General features: G+C 62.3%; 19 protein-coding genes. 10 read left to right on the top strand and 9 right to left on the bottom strand.

Going from position 1 to position 17,789, the window contains the following annotated elements:
* The first annotated feature begins 14 nt into the window (after window positions 1-14).
* From rnpA to yihA, 4 genes are all read left to right on the top strand, one after another.
* On the top strand, window positions 15-413 hold the full coding sequence (gene rnpA / locus ACT54B_RS07690; protein ID WP_476044063.1) for a ribonuclease P protein component: 399 nt from the start codon (window positions 15-17) through the stop codon (window positions 411-413).
* Window positions 413-2,200: a membrane protein insertase YidC gene (yidC, locus tag ACT54B_RS07685; protein WP_476044062.1), complete on the top strand. Its 1,788-nt coding sequence runs from the start codon at window positions 413-415 to the stop codon at window positions 2,198-2,200. The genes rnpA and yidC overlap by 1 nt, the downstream gene beginning before the upstream one ends.
* A gap of 164 nt (window positions 2,201-2,364) precedes the next feature.
* The gene (locus tag ACT54B_RS07680) at window positions 2,365-3,282 is read left to right on the top strand and encodes a DMT family transporter (protein WP_476044061.1); all 918 of its coding nucleotides are present in this window, start codon (window positions 2,365-2,367) and stop codon (window positions 3,280-3,282) included.
* 69 nt (window positions 3,283-3,351) lie between these two features.
* Entirely contained in the window at window positions 3,352-4,005 is a 654-nt protein-coding gene (yihA, locus tag ACT54B_RS07675) for a ribosome biogenesis GTP-binding protein YihA/YsxC (protein ID WP_476044060.1), read from the top strand.
* Between the two features lie 38 nt (window positions 4,006-4,043).
* Here the strand turns inward: yihA and ACT54B_RS07670 are convergent, their stop codons facing one another.
* The 3 genes from ACT54B_RS07670 to ACT54B_RS07660 all read right to left on the bottom strand — a co-directional run bounded on the left by ACT54B_RS07670 (window position 4,044) and on the right by ACT54B_RS07660 (window position 6,051).
* A complete protein-coding gene (locus tag ACT54B_RS07670) occupies window positions 4,044-4,601 on the bottom strand; it encodes a fasciclin domain-containing protein (protein WP_476044059.1) in 558 nt (185 codons plus the stop codon).
* Window positions 4,602-4,801: 200 nt separating this feature from the next.
* A complete protein-coding gene (locus ACT54B_RS07665) occupies window positions 4,802-5,515 on the bottom strand; it encodes an anti-sigma factor (protein WP_476044058.1) in 714 nt (237 codons plus the stop codon).
* Window positions 5,512-6,051, bottom strand: coding sequence for a sigma-70 family RNA polymerase sigma factor (locus tag ACT54B_RS07660; RefSeq protein WP_476044057.1), 540 nt, complete (start codon window positions 6,049-6,051; stop codon window positions 5,512-5,514). The genes ACT54B_RS07665 and ACT54B_RS07660 overlap by 4 nt, the downstream gene beginning before the upstream one ends.
* Before the next feature lie 256 nt (window positions 6,052-6,307).
* Between ACT54B_RS07660 and argB the strand changes: the two genes are divergently transcribed.
* Complete coding sequence (gene argB, locus ACT54B_RS07655; protein WP_476044056.1) at window positions 6,308-7,195, top strand: acetylglutamate kinase; 888 nt, start codon at window positions 6,308-6,310, stop codon at window positions 7,193-7,195.
* A 48-nt stretch (window positions 7,196-7,243) separates the two neighbouring features.
* On the opposite strand, the gene ACT54B_RS07650 is transcribed toward argB, so the two are convergent.
* Window positions 7,244-8,158, bottom strand: a complete 915-nt coding sequence (locus ACT54B_RS07650; protein ID WP_476044055.1) for an EamA family transporter — start codon at window positions 8,156-8,158, stop codon at window positions 7,244-7,246.
* Window positions 8,159-8,262: 104 nt separating this feature from the next.
* Between ACT54B_RS07650 and ACT54B_RS07645 the strand changes: the two genes are divergently transcribed.
* Both ACT54B_RS07645 and ACT54B_RS07640 read left to right on the top strand, forming a co-directional pair.
* A complete protein-coding gene (locus tag ACT54B_RS07645) occupies window positions 8,263-8,973 on the top strand; it encodes a pyrimidine 5'-nucleotidase (RefSeq protein WP_476044054.1) in 711 nt (236 codons plus the stop codon).
* A 110-nt stretch (window positions 8,974-9,083) separates the two neighbouring features.
* The gene (locus ACT54B_RS07640) at window positions 9,084-9,662 is read left to right on the top strand and encodes an EF-hand domain-containing protein (protein ID WP_476044053.1); all 579 of its coding nucleotides are present in this window, start codon (window positions 9,084-9,086) and stop codon (window positions 9,660-9,662) included.
* 507 nt (window positions 9,663-10,169) lie between these two features.
* On the opposite strand, the gene ACT54B_RS07635 is transcribed toward ACT54B_RS07640, so the two are convergent.
* Window positions 10,170-11,039 carry an LOG family protein gene (locus ACT54B_RS07635; RefSeq protein ID WP_476044051.1) on the bottom strand — a complete coding sequence of 290 codons (870 nt, stop codon included), beginning with the start codon at window positions 11,037-11,039 and terminating at the stop codon, window positions 10,170-10,172.
* A gap of 137 nt (window positions 11,040-11,176) precedes the next feature.
* On the opposite strand from ACT54B_RS07635, the gene dapD reads away from it, so the two are divergent.
* The 3 genes from dapD (at window position 11,177) to ACT54B_RS07620 (ending at window position 13,945) form a co-directional block, all read left to right on the top strand.
* The gene (gene dapD / locus ACT54B_RS07630; protein WP_476044050.1) at window positions 11,177-12,037 is read left to right on the top strand and encodes a 2,3,4,5-tetrahydropyridine-2,6-dicarboxylate N-succinyltransferase; all 861 of its coding nucleotides are present in this window, start codon (window positions 11,177-11,179) and stop codon (window positions 12,035-12,037) included.
* A 131-nt stretch (window positions 12,038-12,168) separates the two neighbouring features.
* Window positions 12,169-13,362, top strand: a complete 1,194-nt coding sequence (gene dapE, locus ACT54B_RS07625; protein ID WP_476044049.1) for a succinyl-diaminopimelate desuccinylase — start codon at window positions 12,169-12,171, stop codon at window positions 13,360-13,362.
* Entirely contained in the window at window positions 13,349-13,945 is a 597-nt protein-coding gene (locus ACT54B_RS07620) for a hypothetical protein (protein WP_476044048.1), read from the top strand. Before dapE ends, ACT54B_RS07620 begins: the two co-directional genes overlap by 14 nt.
* A gap of 6 nt (window positions 13,946-13,951) precedes the next feature.
* Here ACT54B_RS07620 and truA read toward each other — a convergent pair whose 3' ends face one another.
* The 4 genes from truA to ACT54B_RS07600 all read right to left on the bottom strand — a co-directional run bounded on the left by truA (window position 13,952) and on the right by ACT54B_RS07600 (window position 17,782).
* Entirely contained in the window at window positions 13,952-14,707 is a 756-nt protein-coding gene (gene truA / locus ACT54B_RS07615) for a tRNA pseudouridine(38-40) synthase TruA (protein WP_476044047.1), read from the bottom strand.
* A complete protein-coding gene (gene fmt / locus ACT54B_RS07610) occupies window positions 14,707-15,642 on the bottom strand; it encodes a methionyl-tRNA formyltransferase (protein ID WP_476044046.1) in 936 nt (311 codons plus the stop codon). Before fmt ends, truA begins: the two co-directional genes overlap by 1 nt.
* A 27-nt stretch (window positions 15,643-15,669) precedes the next feature.
* Window positions 15,670-16,182 (bottom strand): peptide deformylase, encoded by a 513-nt coding sequence (gene def, locus ACT54B_RS07605; protein WP_476044802.1) that lies wholly within the window; start codon window positions 16,180-16,182, stop codon window positions 15,670-15,672.
* Between the two features lie 79 nt (window positions 16,183-16,261).
* Complete coding sequence (locus ACT54B_RS07600; RefSeq protein ID WP_476044044.1) at window positions 16,262-17,782, bottom strand: methyl-accepting chemotaxis protein; 1,521 nt, start codon at window positions 17,780-17,782, stop codon at window positions 16,262-16,264.
* Window positions 17,783-17,789 lie beyond the last annotated feature (7 nt).

Below are 17,789 nucleotides of genomic sequence, written 5' to 3'. Positions count from 1 at the left end.
ATTGCCCGATCCCGATGGCGGGCGATGACGCAAAGACCCATGCCAAGACTGTCGGGCGGCTGAAAAGCCGGCCGCAGTTCCTCGCCGTCCAGAAAGGCGAAAAACGGAAAGGGCGCACCTTCCTCCTGGAAGTCCTCGATCGCCGCGATCCGGAAACGGCCGCAAGGGCCGGATTTACAGTCACCAAAAAGCAGGGCAACGCGGTGGAGCGCAATCGCATGCGCCGCCGGCTGAAAGAGGCGGTCCGCCTCAAGGCAGGGTTTGCAATGCTGCCCGGGCACGATTATGTAATCGTCGCCCGCCGGGACGTCCTGGATGTCCCCTTCGAGCAACTGACAGCCCAACTGACAGACCGCATCCAGTCCAAGCCTCAGCCGACGCGGCCCGGTGAAAGCCGCCCCAGGAAAGTATAATGGAAAACAAACGCAATTCACTCGTGGCAATCGCACTTTCCGTGCTGATCGTGATGGCGTGGCAGTTCTTCTACATGAACCCGCGGCTTGAGGCCCAGCGCAAGGCGGAACTTGCCGCCAAGGCGCAGCAGACGACCAGCCAGACGCAGGCAAAGCCGGCCGATGCGGCGGGCGCCGCTCCTGCGGCCGCACCCTCCCCTGCCGCGACGCCTGCCAATACGGCTGGGGATACGGCCACCAGCTCGCCGCGCATTGCGGTCGAAACGCCGGCTCTCGAAGGCTCGATCCGCCTCGCCGGCGCTCGCCTCGACGACCTGAAGCTCAAGAATTATCGCGAGACCGTCGATCCGAAGAGCCCGTTGATCACGCTCTTCAGCCCGTCCAACACCAAGGACGGCTACTTCGCCGAACTCGGCTATGTGGAAACGCCGGAAAGCGGCAAGCTGCCGGGCCCCGATACGCTCTGGACCGTTTCCGGAAACGACAAGCTGACCGACAAGACCCCGGTGACGCTGACGTTCACCAATGAAAAGGGCATCACCTTCGCGCGTACCTTCGCGGTGGACGAGCGCTACATGTTCACGGTGACGGACAAGATCACCAATGGCGGCACGACCCCGCTTTCCGCCTCGCTCTACGGCCGCGTGACCCGCTACAACAAGCCGCAGGGCACATCGGTCTACGTGCTGCACGAAGGCTTCCTCGGCGTTCTCGAAGACCAGAAGCTCAGCGAAAGCAAGTATTCCGACATCGAGAAGGAAAACGTCGAGCACGGCAAGACCACAACCGGCTGGCTTGGCATTACCGACAAGTATTGGGCCGCCGCGCTCATTCCGCCGCAGGACGTGGCGTTCTCGTCGCGCTTCGTGCATATCGCCGCCCAGCAGCCGTCCTTCCAGGCGGATTTCCGTGCCGATCCGGTGACGGTCGCGCCCGGGCAGAGCGCAGAAGTGAAGAACATGATCTTCGCCGGCGCCAAGGAAGTGCCTGTCGTCGACGGCTATTTTGCCAAGTATAACGTGCCGAAGTTCGATCGCCTGATCGACTGGGGCTGGTTCTATTTCATTACCAAGCCGATGTTCAAGCTGATGGACTTCTTCTATCGCTACTTCGGTAATTTCGGCATTGCCATCCTGGCCACCACCATCGTGGTGAAGGCACTCTTCTTCCCGCTCGCCAACAAGCAATATGCCTCCATGGCGAAGATGAAGATGGTGCAGCCGAAGATGCTGGCGCTGAAGGAGAAGTTCGGCGACGACCGCATGGGCCTCCAGCAAGCCACGATGGAGCTCTACAAGACCGAGAAGATCAATCCGCTGGCGGGTTGCTGGCCGATTGCCTTCCAGATCCCGATCTTCTTCTCGCTCTACAAGGTCATCTACGTGACCATCGAGATGCGCCATGCGCCGTTCTTCGGCTGGATCCACGACCTCTCCGCGCCGGATCCGACCAGCATCGTCAATCTCTTCGGCCTGTTGCCCTTCGAAGCGCCCACCATGCTGCATCTCGGCATCTGGCCGCTGATCATGGGCGTCACCATGTTCCTGCAGATGCGCATGAACCCGACCCCGCCGGATCCGGCCCAGGCCATGGTCTTCACCTGGATGCCCGTCATCTTCACCTTCATGATGGCCACCTTCCCGGCCGGTCTGATCATCTACTGGGCATGGAACAACACGCTTTCCATCATCCAGCAGGGCATCATCATGAAGCGCAACGGCGCCAAGATCGAGCTGTTCGACAATCTGAAGGGCCTTTTCCGGCGAAAGCCGACGCCCGCGGAATGAACCTTCGAACCCCGGGAGCATCCTCCCGGGGTTTTTCGTTGCACCCCGTTCTTTTGCCCGATGCGGCAGAATTTTGCCTGCGTGCGGCACCCGTATGTCGCGTCCGGCGATGTCTCGGCCGCACCGGCTGCTAGTCTGCGTCGAGACGGAGGAGATCTCAGACCATGTCCCAGGCAATGCCGGCTGCGGCCGGGCAATTTGGCGCGCAGGAAAAGACCGGAGCCATACTGGTGTTCGGATCGGCCTTTTTCTGGAGCTTTGGCGGGGCCATCGCCCGCTTTCTGGCCATGGACGACGCCTGGGCGGTGATCTTCTGGCGCTGCCTCTTCGCCGCGGTCTTCCTGCTGTTCTTCATGCTGTTCCGGGACGGGCCGAGGGGCACGATCCTGCTTTTCCGCAACATGGGCTGGCCGGGCGCGGTGGTAGCCACCAGCTTTACCATCGCCACCACCTGCTTCATCGTCGCGATCCAGTATACGACGGTTGCCAATGTGGTGCTGATCCAGGCGGGCGTGCCGTTGCTCGCCGCGCTGATGAGCCGCATCGTCTACAAGGAGCGGATTTCCTCGCTGACCTGGGGGGCGATTGCGGCGGTCATCGCCGGCGTGGCGATCATGATGTCGAAGTCCTTCGATGGATCGATCTCGCCGAAGGGCGATGCGCTGGCGCTGGCGATCGCACTGGTCTTTGCCGCCACCACCGTGATCACGCGCCGCTATCCCAATGTGCGCATGACGCCGGCAGCCTGCGTGGGCGGCTTCACGGCGACGCTGATTGCCTCCACGCAGGCGATATCGCTCGCGGTTACGCCGGAGCAGTTCGGCATTCTCTATGTGTTCGGCGTCTTCAATCTCGGCCTTGGGATGGCTCTCTTCGTCACGGGCGCCCGTCTGGTGCCGTCGGCGCTGGCGGCCCTGCTCGGCACGGCCGAGACGATGCTGAGCCCGGTCTGGGTCGCGATTTTCAACGGCGAAATTCCCGATATAAGGGCCATCATCGGCGGATCACTGATCCTTGCAGCCCTTCTGAGCTATCTCGGCGCGGAATATCTCCGCCAGCAAAGACTGCTGCGCGGACAATGATTTCTTGACTTTCCCGGCCAAAGCCGTGAATCGGAACCGGAGACATTCCGAAATCGAAAGACGAGACCGATGGCCAGTGATGCCGGGCAGGACGACAAGCCACTTTTCGGCAATCCGTGGATCTTCATCCGCGGCGTGCCATCGCTGAAATTCCTGCCGCCCGAGGGGCCGCCGGAAGTGGCCTTTGCCGGCCGCTCGAATGTGGGCAAATCTTCGCTGATCAATGCGCTCACGGGGCAGAAGGGCCTTGCCCGCACATCCAACACGCCGGGTCGCACGCAGGAACTCAACTATTTCGTTCCGGATGGCTATTCGGGTGAAGGCGAAGACCTGCCGCCCATGGCCCTGGTCGACATGCCGGGCTATGGCTATGCGCAGGCGCCGAAGGAACAGGTGGATGCCTGGACGAAGCTGGTCTTCGATTATCTGCGCGGTCGCGCCACGCTGAAGCGCGTCTATGTGCTCATCGACAGCCGACATGGCATCAAGAAGAATGACGAGGACGTGCTGTCGCTCCTCGACAAGGCGGCCGTCTCCTATCAGGTCGTGCTGACGAAGACCGACAAGATCAAGGAAGCGGGCGTGCCGCGCCTGATCGCCGAGACGATGGAAAAGATCCGCAAACGGCCGGCGGCCTATCCGGTCGTGCTCTCCACCTCCTCCGAAAAGGGAAAAGGCCTCGACGAGCTGCGGGCAGCCATCGTCGAGACCGTAACCCAGTAAGGTCGGTCGGGGCGGATCGAGCCCCAACCGCCATGGGCTTACATTTTCGGCAGGATCACCTTGTCGATGACATGGATGACGCCGTTCGACTGCTTCACATCCGCGATGGTGACGGTGGCAACCCCGCCATTTTCGTCGGTCAGCGTGATCTTGCCGTCCTTGTCTTCCGCCTTGAGCACGCAGCCGCCCAGCGTCTTCACGTCGTGCTTGCCGCCATCGTCCTTGATCATCTTGGCGATAGCATCGGACATGGCTTCCGCGCCCACCACATGGCAGGTCAGGACCTTGGTCAGCTGCTCCTTGTTCTCCGGCTTCAGAAGCGTGTCCACGGTACCGGCCGGCAGGGCTTCGAAGGCAGCATTGGTCGGTGCGAAGACGGTGAACGGCCCCTTGCCCTGCAGGGTTTCAACGAGCCCGGCAGCCTTCACGGCGGCGACAAGGGTCGTGTGATCCTTCGAATTCACGGCATTCTCGACGATGTTCTTGTCCTCGTACATCGGGGCGCCGCCCACTTCGGGATTGGCGGCCTGGACGGCGGTCATGGCCGAACCGGCGAGAGCAGCTGCAAGAACAGCACGCAGTATTACCTTCTTCATGGCACGTCTCCATAAGTAATGATTGGCGTTCACGCGCCATGGACCTCCCACTGGCGCATGTTTTTATCCGGATATTCTGTTGTGCCGGATACTGGATATACGGGAGAGCGTTCAGAATAGTTTCAAACTATCAAATTTTTTCTCGATAAAAAAATAAAGGGGCCAGAAGGCCCCTTTTTATATATCACTTTATCATCAGGTCATTTCTTGACCTTGGCAGGCCCCACCGCCAGAACAGGACCCTGCGCCTTGCCCGTCGGCGAGCCGCCGAAGGTCTCGAGGCTGATGGCGAAAAGATCGCCTTCGCGGATCTTGTCGCGCCACTTCGCGGGGACCATGAGTTCGCCCTCGCCCGTCTGCGGCAACACGCCGAGCGAGATAGCGGGGTTGCTGCCCTGGATGAGCCAGAGCTCGAGCGACTTTTCCGTCTCGCCGCCGGCAGCCACGGGCGTCATGCGGAACATGCCCGTCCCCGGATCATAGGACGAGGCATAGCTGACCGCATTGCCCTCGCCGACGAGCGAAGCCACCAGCTCGTTGCCGGCACCGGCGCCCCCAACGTTCATGCGGCTGACGCCAAAGCCAACGGCAATGACGAGCGACAGCGCGGTGACGGCACGCCAGAAGGCGAGCGATTGCCACAGACCCACCGAAGGCCTGGCGGCCGGCGCGCCATAAAGACGCTGTTCGATGCGGGGATAGATCCAGGCGGGCGGCGCTTCGGTGCCGTATTCCGCCTCGAAGGAAGCAAGATTTTCCTGCCAGCGCTCCACGATGGCCGCGAAACTGCGGTCGAGGACCATGCGTGCCTCGACCTTGCGGCGGTCGTCGGCCGACAAGACGCCGAGCACGTATTCGCCGGCGAGGACTTCGTCGCGGGAGCGATCTCCACTGCTGCGATCGGGCGTTGTCATCGGTCCAGACACTCTCTCAGTTTGATGAGGCTGCGCCGAAGCCAGGTTCTCATCGTATTCAGCGGCACACGGAACCGGTCGGCCAGTTCCTGGTAACTCAGGCCTTCCACATAGGCCTGACGGACTGCCGTGGCACGGTCCGGATCGAGCTCGTTCATGCAGCGATCGATGCGGCGGCCCTCGGCAGACAGCTCTGCCCCGCGTTCGGGATCGGGCGAGGGATCGGCGAGGTCATATTCCTCCTCGATCTGGTCGGCGACCGGCTTGCGCGTGCGGATGAGGTCGATGGAGTGATTGCGGGCGATGGCCGTCAGCCATCCCCCGGCATTCCGCCCGTCGGAGGCAAAACGGTCGGCTCTCTGCCAGACCTTGATGAATACCTCCTGCAGCGCTTCCTCAGCCTCTGTCCTGTCCTTCAATATACGAAGGCACACGGCAAAAAGTTTCGGACTGGATCGCTGATAGAGCAGCGAAAAGGCCGACCGGTCGCGAAGCGCGACACGCGATAGGAGTTCAGACAGTTCGTCGACGGCCATACGCCCTTCCAGAATAGTTGAGACCGGCCCTGCCCGGTCGCTTGAAAACGGGCTCGCTGCGGCGATTTGCATAGACATTACAAAGTCAGCGAGCCCAACCTAATGGAAACTCGCGGCAGTGAGAAGGGCCGTTCTGCGGCAGGAGCGGCGTGGCAAAGTTTTTCACGGGATTATTCCCACTGTCAGAAAGTTGCGATAAAAGGCCGGCTCGACGCGGCCGTGCGGAGCCGCCCTTGCCCCGAAGGATCCTGAAGCGATGACGACGTCCGAAAGTGAAATGCAGGCCCGGTTGCTGGCGCAGGCCCTGCCCTTCATGCAGCGCTACGAAAACACCACGATCGTGGTGAAATATGGTGGCCATGCCATGGGCAATCCGGAACTCGGCCGCGCCTTTGCCGCCGATATCGCGCTTCTGAAGCAGTCGGGCGTCAACCCCATCGTCGTGCATGGCGGCGGCCCGCAGATCGGCGCCATGCTGACCAAGCTCGGCATCGAATCGAAATTCGAGGGCGGCCTGCGCGTGACCGACCAGAAGACGGTCGAGATCGTGGAAATGGTGCTTGCCGGCTCCATCAACAAGGAGATCGTCGCGCTCATCAACCAGACCGGCGAATGGGCGATCGGCCTTTGCGGCAAGGACGGCAACATGGTGTTTGCCGAAAAGGCCACCAAGACCGTGACCGACCCGGACAGCAATATCGAGCGGGTGCTGGATCTCGGCTTCGTCGGCGAGGTGGTGGAAGTGGATCGCACGCTTCTCGATCTGCTGGCCCGCTCCGAGATGATACCCGTGATCGCGCCTGTGGCACCCGGCCGCGACGGCCATACCTACAATATCAATGCGGACACGTTTGCCGGCGCCATCGCCGGCGCGCTCAATGCCACGCGTCTTCTGTTCCTCACCGACGTTCCGGGCGTTCTCAACAAGAAGGGCGAGCTGATCAAGGAGCTCTCCGTTTCCGAAGCCCGCGCGCTGATCAAGGACGGCACGATTTCCGGCGGCATGATCCCCAAGGTCGAGACCTGCATCGACGCGATCAAGGCCGGGGTTCAGGGCGTGGTCATCCTGAACGGCAAGACGGCCCATTCGGTGCTGCTCGAACTCTTCACCGAAGGCGGCGCGGGCACGCTTCTGGTGCCCTGAGACCTGATCCTAGTTTCTTCGTTAAACCCGGCCTCTGCGCCGGGTTTTTCACATCAGGAACAGCAGCAGGATGCCTGCAACGATCAGCGCGCATCCGATCACCTCGAAGCGGTTGACCCTCTCCTTGAAGATCAATGCGGTGGAGGCGAAGGTAAAAACCATCTCGATCTGAGCGAGCGAGCGCACCAGGGCCGCCTGCTGAAGCGTCATGGCGGTGAACCAGCCGAAGGAAGCGGTGGCACCCACGAAGCCGGTTGCCGTCGAGACCTTCCAGGCGCGCCCGATGGCCCGCAATTCGCCGGGATGCCGCACCAGCAGATAGGCCAGCATCAAGGCGGACTGCAGGACGATGACATAGACCAGCGTATAGCCCGCCTGCATCATCGCATCCCGTTCGGGCAGACTTGCCGCCAGAGAGCCGGAGGCGGAGCTGTAGGCCACGGCGGAGAGGCCGAAGAGCAGACCGGAGAGCAGGCCGATCCGCGCCGTCGGGCTGATGGTTGCCGCCAGAAGCGCGCGCGGGGTGATATCCGTCCGGGCGACCGAAATGAGCATGACCCCGGCCATGGAGACGGTCAGCGCCACGAGATCGGCCAGACCGAACCGCTCGCCGAGAAACAGGAAGGCGATCAGAGCGGCCTGGGCCGGCTCGGTGCGGGAATAGGCGGTGCCGACCGCAAAATTCCGGAAGGAAAACAGGTAGACCAGCAGGAAGGTTGCGCCGATCTGCGCAAGCCCGCCGACGAGCCCCCAGGCGAGAAAGGCCGGATTGGGTTTCGGAAAGACGTGCCCGAGGCCATAATGCAGGATGAGCAGGTAAAGGATGGCAAAAGGCACGCCAAAGCCGAAGCGCACGAAGGTGGCCGCCGTCGTGCCCATCTGCCCCTTGAGATGCTTCTGAAAGACCGAGCGCAGATTCTGCAAGAATGCGCTGGCGATGGTGATGCCGACCCAGAGTTCCATGGGCCCTGCTAGCACCGCCTGCACGGGCCTGTCACGCCAGAAATATTGACCGCCGGTTCAGCGCGGGCATTTCCATCCCGCGCCGGACAGTGCATAAGACCGGCATGACCAAGATCAAGCACACGCCCGAGAAAACCGACTTCGAAACCGTCCGCGACTGGGTCTTCGATCTCGACAATACGCTTTACCCGCATCATGTCGACCTGTTCGCGCAGATCGACAAGAACATGACGGCCTTCGTCTCCGAGCTGCTGCAGCTGGAGCCGGTGGAAGCGAAGAAACTGCAGAAGCAGTATTATCACGATCACGGCACGACCCTGGCGGGCCTGATGCTGCATCACGGCATCGATCCCCAGGCCTTTCTGGAGCGGGCGCATGCGATCGATTACAGCGCGCTCCTTCCGCATCCGGAACTGGGCGAGGCGATCAAGTCCCTGCCGGGCCGGAAGTTCATCCTCACCAACGGCACGGTCGCTCACGCGGAAAAGGCCGCCGGTGCGCTCGGCATTCTCGAGCATTTCGACGATATCTTCGATATCGTGGCCGCGGACTACACGCCAAAGCCCGCCAGCAGCACCTATGACAAGTTCATGAACCTCAACCGCATCGATACGCGCCATGCGGCCATGTTCGAGGACCTGCCGCGCAATCTCGTGGTGCCGAAGGCGATGGGCATGCGGACCGTTCTGCTAGTGCCCCGCAATCTGGAAGAAGTGGTCACGGAAAGCTGGGAACGGCTGACGGGCGAAGATGATTACATCGACTATGCCACGGACGATCTGCAGCAGTTCCTCGCCACCATCCTGAAGGGCTGAGCCCCCGCAAGATGACACAGATTTAATCTGCCTTACCGATCGGTAAGTTGGCCGGGAGACCGGTCGGGACTAGGTTTTCTTCGTGGGCAAACAATCCCAAGGAGAAAAACATGACCCGGAAAATCGTTCTGGCCGCTCTTTCGGCCTCATTGCTGGCTGGCGCTTTCGGCAGCGCCGCCCTGGCGCGCCAGAAGGAAGACCGGCCCCTGCCTCCGATGGCACGGCCTGCCGCCTATGTCTTCATGCTGAAGAATTTCGATGCCAACAAGGACGGCAAGATCACGCCCGAGGAAGCGACCGCCGGCGCAGACAGCCTGTTTGCCAAGGTGGATGCGGACAAGGATGGCGCGGTCACGCCGAAGGAAATGCGCGCCTGGCACGAAGCCCGCCGCGCGGAGATGAAAGAGGCCATGAAGGGCCAGCCCGGCGGACCGGGCGGCGACATGGACGGCCCCGACGACATGGGTGGCCCGGACCAGGGTTCGCCGCAGAAACACGGCTGGGGCAAGGGCAAGGGCCATCACGGCAAGGGCCCCATGATGGGCGGCCGCGGCATGATGCGGGCACTCGACACCGATGAAAATGGCCAGATCAGCAAGGCCGAGGCAGAAGCCGGCGCGCAAAATCTGGTGAAGCAGATGGATCTGAATGGCGACGGCAGCGTTTCCATCGACGATTTTCCGGGCTGATGCCGCCACGGGGAGCCTTGCGTTTCATGGGCTCCCGAGGACGGGTTCCCCAACCTGTCCCGGCCCGGTCGAAGGCCCGTCCCTTTACGGGGACGGGCTTTTTAATACGCAAAAAGCTTCGAACATTGAGCGAATATTGCCTGTCAAGCAATTGATTAAGACCAAAGCCCCCCACGTTGGCGTTGTATAGGTGATATGTTGGTAGTGGTTCGGCCCAGCTCTTTTGCGCCGTTAACGACTATGTTCACAGCAATAGCTTTAATCCCTGAAACCAAAAGAATTGAATGTACCATAGCACCGGCCGCCATCATGGCTGTGGAGTAGCCGGATATGTGCCATCCTTCAGATAAAAGTCTCGTTACGAGATCGTCTTCTTCGGGCATCTTGTCACTCTCCGCATTCAACTCTGAAAATCATACATTACTCATTTAAAATTAAAAGCAGGTTTTTTGTCGGGTCTATATAAATCCGTTGCTGCGATTTGTTCCTAAGCGCACCTCAAACCGCTCAATCCTCGGCCAGCTCGTAGAAGTCCTGGATGATTTTCCAGGCGTCGGCCGCCGTATCGACGAAATTGAGCAGCTCGATGTCCTCCGGCGCGATGGTGCCGAAATCCGCCAGCGAATCGAAATCGATGATCTCCCGCCAGAAGCGCTCTCCGAACAGGATGAGGGGTATGCGGGCCATGCGCCGGGTCTGGATGAGGGTCAGCGTCTCGAACAGCTCGTCCATGGTGCCGAAGCCGCCCGGAAAAACGGTGACCGCCTTGGCGCGCATCATGAAATGCATTTTCCGGATGGCGAAGTAGTGGAAGTTGAAGCTGAATTCCGGCGTGACATAGGCATTCGGCGCCTGCTCGTGCGGCAGTACGATGTTGAGGCCGATCGACGGGGCGCCCACATCCGCAGCCCCCCGGTTTCCTGCCTCCATGACACCCGGCCCGCCGCCGGTGACGACCACATATTCCTGATAGCCCGACCGCGAGGCATGCATGGAGCAGAGCCGGGCAAATTCGCGCGCCTCGTTGTAATAAACGGCTGCCCGGGTGAGATTGGCGCGCTGCACGTCGTTCTTCGCGGCCCAGGGATCCTTGCCGGGTTCGGGAATGCGCGCACCGCCGAACATCACCACCGTGGACTTGACCCCGCGTTCGGTGAGGATCATTTCCGGCTTCAGCAATTCGAGCTGGAGGCGGATGGGGCGCAGTTCTTCCCGAGAGAGGAAATCGTCATCGGCATAGGCGAGGCGGTAGGAGGGGGATTCCGACTGGGGCGTCTTCGGCACGCCTTCCGCGCCATGCTTGTCGGCGACGTTGCTTTTCAAGGGATCCCAGACCCCGTCCTTGCGCCGCATCTTTCCCGTCTTCAGTTTTGCCATGTCGGATTCCCTGCCGGTCCTGTCGGCGATATGCGTTGACGCCAACAGGCCTGTCCCTTAGAGCATTGTCACGAAAGTCCGGCGACGGACCTTTCCTGGAACCCCTCACGATAGAGCCCGAAGTTTAAGGAATTGCCATGAGCGCACCCGATCTCGCATCCCTGGAAAAGGTCATCGACGCCGCCTTCGACAATCGCGACAGCATCACCGTTTCGACCAAGGGCGAAGTGCGCGACGCGGTGGACACGGCGCTGAACCTGCTCGATTCCGGCCAGGTGCGGGTGGCCAATCGCGGTGCTGACGGCACCTGGACCGTGAACCAGTGGCTGAAGAAGGCCGTGCTGCTGTCCTTCCGTCTGACGCCGATGGAAATCATCAAGGGCGGCCCGGGCAATTCCAGCTGGTGGGACAAGGTGCCCTCCAAGTTCGACAGCTGGTCGGCCAATGAATTCGAGCGCGCCGGCTTCCGCGCCGTACCGAATGCCGTGGTGCGTCGCTCCGCCTTCATCGCGCCCGGCGCGGTGCTGATGCCGTCTTTCGTCAATCTCGGCGCCTATGTCGGCGAGAACACCATGGTGGATACCTGGGCGACCGTCGGCTCCTGCGCCCAGATCGGCAAGAACGTGCATCTCTCCGGCGGCGTCGGCATCGGCGGCGTGCTGGAGCCCATGCAGGCCGGACCGACGATCATCGAGGACAATTGCTTCATCGGCGCCCGCTCGGAAGTGGTCGAGGGCTGCATCGTGCGCGAGGGCTCCGTGCTCGGCATGGGCGTGTTCATCGGCAAGTCGACCAAGATCGTCGACCGTGCGACCGGCGAAGTGACCTATGGCGAGGTTCCGCCCTATTCCGTCGTGGTCGCCGGCTCCATGCCTTCCGGCAGCGCCACCATGCCCAATGGCCTGCCGGCGCCGAACCTCTACTGCGCCGTCATCGTCAAGCGCGTGGACGAAAAGACCCGCTCCAAGACCGGCATCAACGAGCTTCTGCGCGATTGAGGCAGGCCTGATCGCGCGCGAGCGTGAATCATTTATGAAATTCAACGCAGTGTCGGCGGCAGGGGGCTTGTGGAAAGTCTCCTGCCGTTGCATTTTCGGCACCTTCTAGAACCTATCGGACCTGCCCCGCCATGATTTCCAAGGATCCCGTCGCCAATCTGCAGGCGCTCCTGCGCTGCCCCTCCGTGACCCCGCACGAGGGCGGAGCCCTGTCGGCGTTGACCGCAATGCTGGAGCCGCTCGGCTTCCGGGTGGAGCGCATGACGGCGACCGAGGAGGGCACGCCCGATATCCAGAACCTGTATGCGCGGATCGGCACGTCGGGCCCGCACCTGATGTTTGCCGGTCATACGGATGTGGTGCCGGTGGGCGACGAGCAGGCCTGGACCCATCCCCCCTTTGCGGCGGAAATTCATGATGGCGTGCTTTACGGGCGTGGCGCCGTGGACATGAAGGGCGGCATTGCCTGCTTCGTCGCTGCAACGGCGCGCTATCTGGAAAAGCATGGCGCTTTCCCGGGCTCGGTTTCCTACCTCATCACCGGCGACGAGGAAGGCCCGGCCATCAACGGCACGATCAAGCTACTTGAATGGGCGGCTGGCCGGGGCGAAAAGTGGGACGCATCGCTGGTCGGGGAACCCACCAATCCGGAGAGGCTCGGCGACATGATCAAGATCGGCCGGCGCGGCTCGCTTTCCGGCAAGATCACCGTGCATGGCGTACAGGGACACGCCGCCTATCCGCATCTCGCCGACAATCCGGTCCGCGGCATCCTGCAATTGACCGCCGCACTGATGGACCCGCCCTTCGACCATGGGACGGACGAATTCCAGCCCTCCAACATGGAAGTCACCACTATCGATGTCGGCAATGCCGCGACCAATGTCATTCCGGCCCGCGCCGTAGCAGCCTTCAACATTCGCTTCAACGACACATGGACGGCCGAGACGCTGCAGGCCGAAATCGTACGGCGGCTGGACGCTGCCGCCGCCGGAGGGGCCTTGCGGCCGGGCCGCGATCCCGTGCGCTACGAGCTTTCCTGGGCAGAGCGCCCCAGCCATGTGTTTCTCACCCGCAACAACGGCCTGATCGCCTCCCTTTCGGCCGCCGTCACACGGGTTACGGGCCAGGAGCCGAAACTGTCCACGACCGGTGGCACATCCGACGCGCGCTACATCAAGGATTACTGCCCCGTCGTGGAGTTCGGCCTTGTCGGGCAGACCATGCATATGGTGGATGAGCGCGTGCCGGTGCAGGAGCTGGAAGAGCTGGCCACCATCTACCTCGCCTTCCTGGAGCAATGGTTCGACAATGCCGGGGCTTGAGGAAGTCAGGATCTATCTTCGCGGTCTTTGGCTGCTGATGCTCGGCGATCCTGCCGGTTTCGGGATGCTGGATCTGACGCCACGCGGAAGCCTGCGTTCCTTTTGGGCCGCCGTCTGGTGCCTGCCTTCGATGATCCTGTCCTGCCTGTCGGCGCGGGCCAATTTTCTGGAGGCGATGCCCCCCGAAACGGAGGCGGGTGGCCTCTTCCTCTTTCGCGTGGCGATGACGGAGGCCATCGGATGGCTGTTTCCGCTCCTCCTCTCCGGAATGGTGCTCGCCATCGCCGGCTACGGCAACCGGTTCAATGCCCTGGTGACCACAACGAACTGGCTGTCGGTGCCTTTTTCCTATGCAACGGCCCTGATGCTTCTGGTCGTTCTGCTTTTCCCCGGACTGTGGGGGGTGATTGCCCTGCCATGGCTGGCGCTGGTCTGCGTTCTCCTGATCGCGCTGGAACGGATTTTCCGGATGATCTGCGGCGATCACACGGTGCTGATCGTTTCGCTGGTGCTGGTGCAGTTCGTCCCGGCCATATTCCTGTCGGATTGGCTCAGTGGCTTCCTCGGCATCGCGACGCCGTGAGCGGAGCTAGGCTCCCTCCTTGTAATCCACCTGCATGAAATAGAGACCCTCAGGTGGGGCGACCGGGCCACAGGCCTTGCGATCGCGCGCTTCCAGCACCGCCTGGACATCGTCCGGGCTCCATTTTCCCTCGCCTGCGAGCTTCAGCGTCCCGGCGAAGGAGCGGATCTGGTTATGCAGGAAGCTCTGTGCGCTGGCCCTGATTTCAATGAGATCGCCACTGCGGGTCACATCCAGCCGGTCGAGCGTGCGCACCGGGCTTGCCGCCTGGCAATGGGCGGATCGGAAACTGGTGAAATCGTGATGGCCGACCAGTCGCTGCGCGGCCGCATGCATGCGATCCGCATCGAGATGTTTCGGGACCCACCAGGCGCGCCCCGCTTCCAGGGCCAGCGGCGCCGGCCGGGAGATGATCCGGTAGAGATAATGTCGGCGGATGGCGGAAAAGCGCGCATCGAAACTGTCCGGCACGGCCGCAACGGCCAGGATGGCGACGCGTTCGCCGGCGAGTTTCAGATGGGCATTCAGCGCGTTGCGCAGCTTGCGCGGGTCCCAGGGACGGGTGATATCCACATGGGCAACCTGCCCCATGGCATGGACGCCGCTGTCCGTGCGCCCGGCGCCCCGGATGGACACGGTTTCTCCCGTCAGGGACAGGACCGCATTTTCCAGCGCGCCCTGTACGGACTGGCCGTTTTCCTGCCGCTGCCAACCGACATAGGGCGTGCCGTCATATTCCACGAGAAGCCGGTAGCGGTGCATCAGGGCAGCCTTGTGCCCGCCGGAAGCGGCGTGCCCCTGATAAAGTCGTCGATGTCCAGGGGTTTGCCACCCGCTTTCTGCAGGCGGACGAGACGAAGGGCGCCGGACCCGCAGGCGACCGTGCCACGGTCATCGAGGAGCGTGCCGGGAGGGCCTTCCCCGGAGACCGGTTCGCTCTTCAGGATTTTTACCCGGTCTGTCTTTCCGCCGCTCGGCAGTTCGAACCAGGCGCCCGGAAAGGGCGACAATCCCCGAACGAGGTTATGAACCTCGGCCGCCGGGTGGCTGAAATCGACGCGGGCCTCGGCCTTGTCGATCTTGGCTGCATAGAGAACGCCGTCCTCCGACTGCGGCTCGAGCGGCAGATCGCCAGCCTCCAGACGCGTCATGGCCTCCACCATGACGCCAGCGCCGGCCTGCATCAGCCGGTCGTGCAGTTCGCCGGCCGTCATGTCGGGGCGAATAGCCTCCCGGACGGTCAGGGCAACCGGCCCCGTATCGAGGCCGGCATCCATCTTCATGACCATGACGCCGGTTTCCGTGTCGCCGGCCATGATCGCGCGCTGGATCGGCGCGGCTCCACGCCAGCGGGGCAGGAGCGAGGCATGGCCGTTGTAGCAGCCGAGGCGGGGCGCTTCCAGAATGGCGGGAGGCAGAAGCAATCCATAGGCTACGACGACCGCAACATCCGCTGCATGGCCCCGGAAACGCGCGCGGTCTTCCTCGGCCTTGAAGTTGAGGGGGGTGAAGACCGGAAGCCCCAGTGATTCAGCCGCCTGGTGAACCGGCGATTTCTGCAATTCCAGGCCGCGCCGGCCCGCAGGCCGGGGTGGCTGGGAATAGACGGCCACGATCTCGTGGCCGTCGGCGTGCAGCGCCTTCAGCGTCGCGACCGCAAAATCGGGCGTTCCCATGAAAACGATGCGCAGGGACATGGCAGCACTCCCGGCCTCGAGCGCGGATCAGATGCGCGCCTTGGCAGCCTTGGTGAACTTGCGGATCACCATTTCGCGCTTCAGGCGGGAAATATGATCGATGAAAAGGGTTCCGTTGAGATGGTCGATCTCGTGCTGGAGGCAGGTGGCGAGAAGACCGTCGGCCGCCAGCTCCTGGCTTTTGCCATCCCGGTCCACATAGCGCACGGTAATGCCGGCCGGCCGCTCCACTTCCGCATAGTAATCCGGAATGGACAGGCAGCCCTCCTCATAGGTGGAGCGCGTGTCGCTGGAGGCAAGGATTTCCGGGTTGAAGAACACGAGCGGTTTCTTGTCCTCACCCTCCTTGGAGACGTCGATCACCACCAGCCGGCGGGGCACGCCGATTTGAATGGCCGCCAGACCGATGCCGGGCGCATCATACATGGTTTCCAGCATGTCGTCGGCGAGGCGCAGACTTTCGGAATCGATCCGCTCCACCGGGCTCGAGACCTGGCGCAGGACGGGATCGGGCAGAATGATAAGGGGCTTGATCGTCATGGCATTCCCATAACCGATCTTTTCGGTCGTGGGAATTGCCATTCAGACGGCTTTTTCGAGGATTTTGCCGGCGGCAGGCTCAGCCGGCCCGGCGTGTGAAGCTCGAGGCGGCCTGCCGTGCATCTTCCTGAAGACGGGCCTCGCTGCGGGTCCGGAATCCGCGAAGGGCCGTGACGAGCCGCTCCACCTCCTCGCGCAGGGTTTCGGTCTGGTGGGACGTGTGTTCCACCATGCCGGCATTCTGCTGGGTGATCTGATCCATGTTGATGATGGCCGCGCTGACCTCGCGCAGGCCTCCGGACTGGCTTTCCGCCGCCGAGGCGATACCGGAAACGATCCCGTTGATCTCGACGATGCGCCCGATGATCTTGTCGAGGGCGCCACCGGCCTCGTTGACGAGACCGACGCCCGTCTGCACCTGGCTGGAGCTCTGGGAGATGAGCGACTTGATTTCCTGCGCGGCCTTGCCGCAGCGCTGGGCGAGTTCGCGCACCTCCTGGGCGACGACGGCAAAGCCCCGTCCCGCCTCGCCGGCACGCGCGGCCTCGACGCCCGCATTCAGCGCCAGCAGGTTGGTCTGGAAGGCAATTTCATCGATGACGCCGATGATCTTGGAAATCTCGTCCGAGGAGCGTTCGATGGCACCCATGGCCGTCACGGCCTTGGTCACCACTTCGCCGGAAACCTGGGCCTCCGTGAGCGCCTGCCCGACGACGTCGGAGGCCTGTTTCGCACCCCGGGCCGTGACGGTGACGTTGCCCGTCAACTCCTGCAGGGCTGCCGTGCTTTCTTCGAGGCCTGCGGCCTGCTGCTCGGTCCGGCGCGCGAGATCGTCCGCCGCTTCGGCAATGGATCCTGTACTATCCAGGATCTTTTCCGCCGCATGACGGACCGTGGAAAGGGCAACACGGAGATTTTCCGCCGCGTTGTTGTAGTCGTCGACCATATTCTGGAAGCCGGGGGCAAGACCCTCGGGCATCCGGCTTTCCAGATTGCCCTTGGAGAGGGCTTCCAGCGTCTCGGTGAGGGCAGCGAGGGCCTCGTTCTGTTCCCGCTCCACGGCATTGCGTGCAGTCTCGGCCTGTTGACGTTCCTCTTCCAGCTTCTGGAGATAGACGGAAATGGAGTAATCCATGTCCAGGATTGCCGCCTTGACGATGGCGGAAATTTCCCCCGCCAGCTGCTTGGACTTGGACTTGCCGAAACGGGAGGGCCAGCGCTTCTGCGCCACCGCGTGAATCATCTGCTCGAGCAGCAGCCCGTAGCCACCGATATACCAGCGCGGCTCCAGCCCGATTCGGGCATGGGTGGCGCCAATGGTCTGCACGCCCTGAACATAGCGGACATCATATTCACCGCTCGATACGATGCCCCAATGATCCAGCTGGCGCCGCTTGGCGTGCTTCATGTGCTGCTCGTTGCGGAAGAAGGCCGCGGTTTCGGGAACCGCCGCCACCTTGCCGTAAAAAGTGTCGAGACCGGCATCCATGGCCTCGCGAATCACCGGGCTCAATGTGCGCAATGTCCTGCGGGCTTCCTCATCGAGACCGATGAAGGAAAGCCTCTTGTCCAGCTCGCGGCGCGCTTCGTTCTCTGTCATGTATATC

It is taken from the genome of Gellertiella sp. DMC107 (assembly GCF_056313605.1).
Note: the sequence above shows the minus strand (reverse complement) of the source record. Positions and strands in the feature narration are given on the sequence as shown.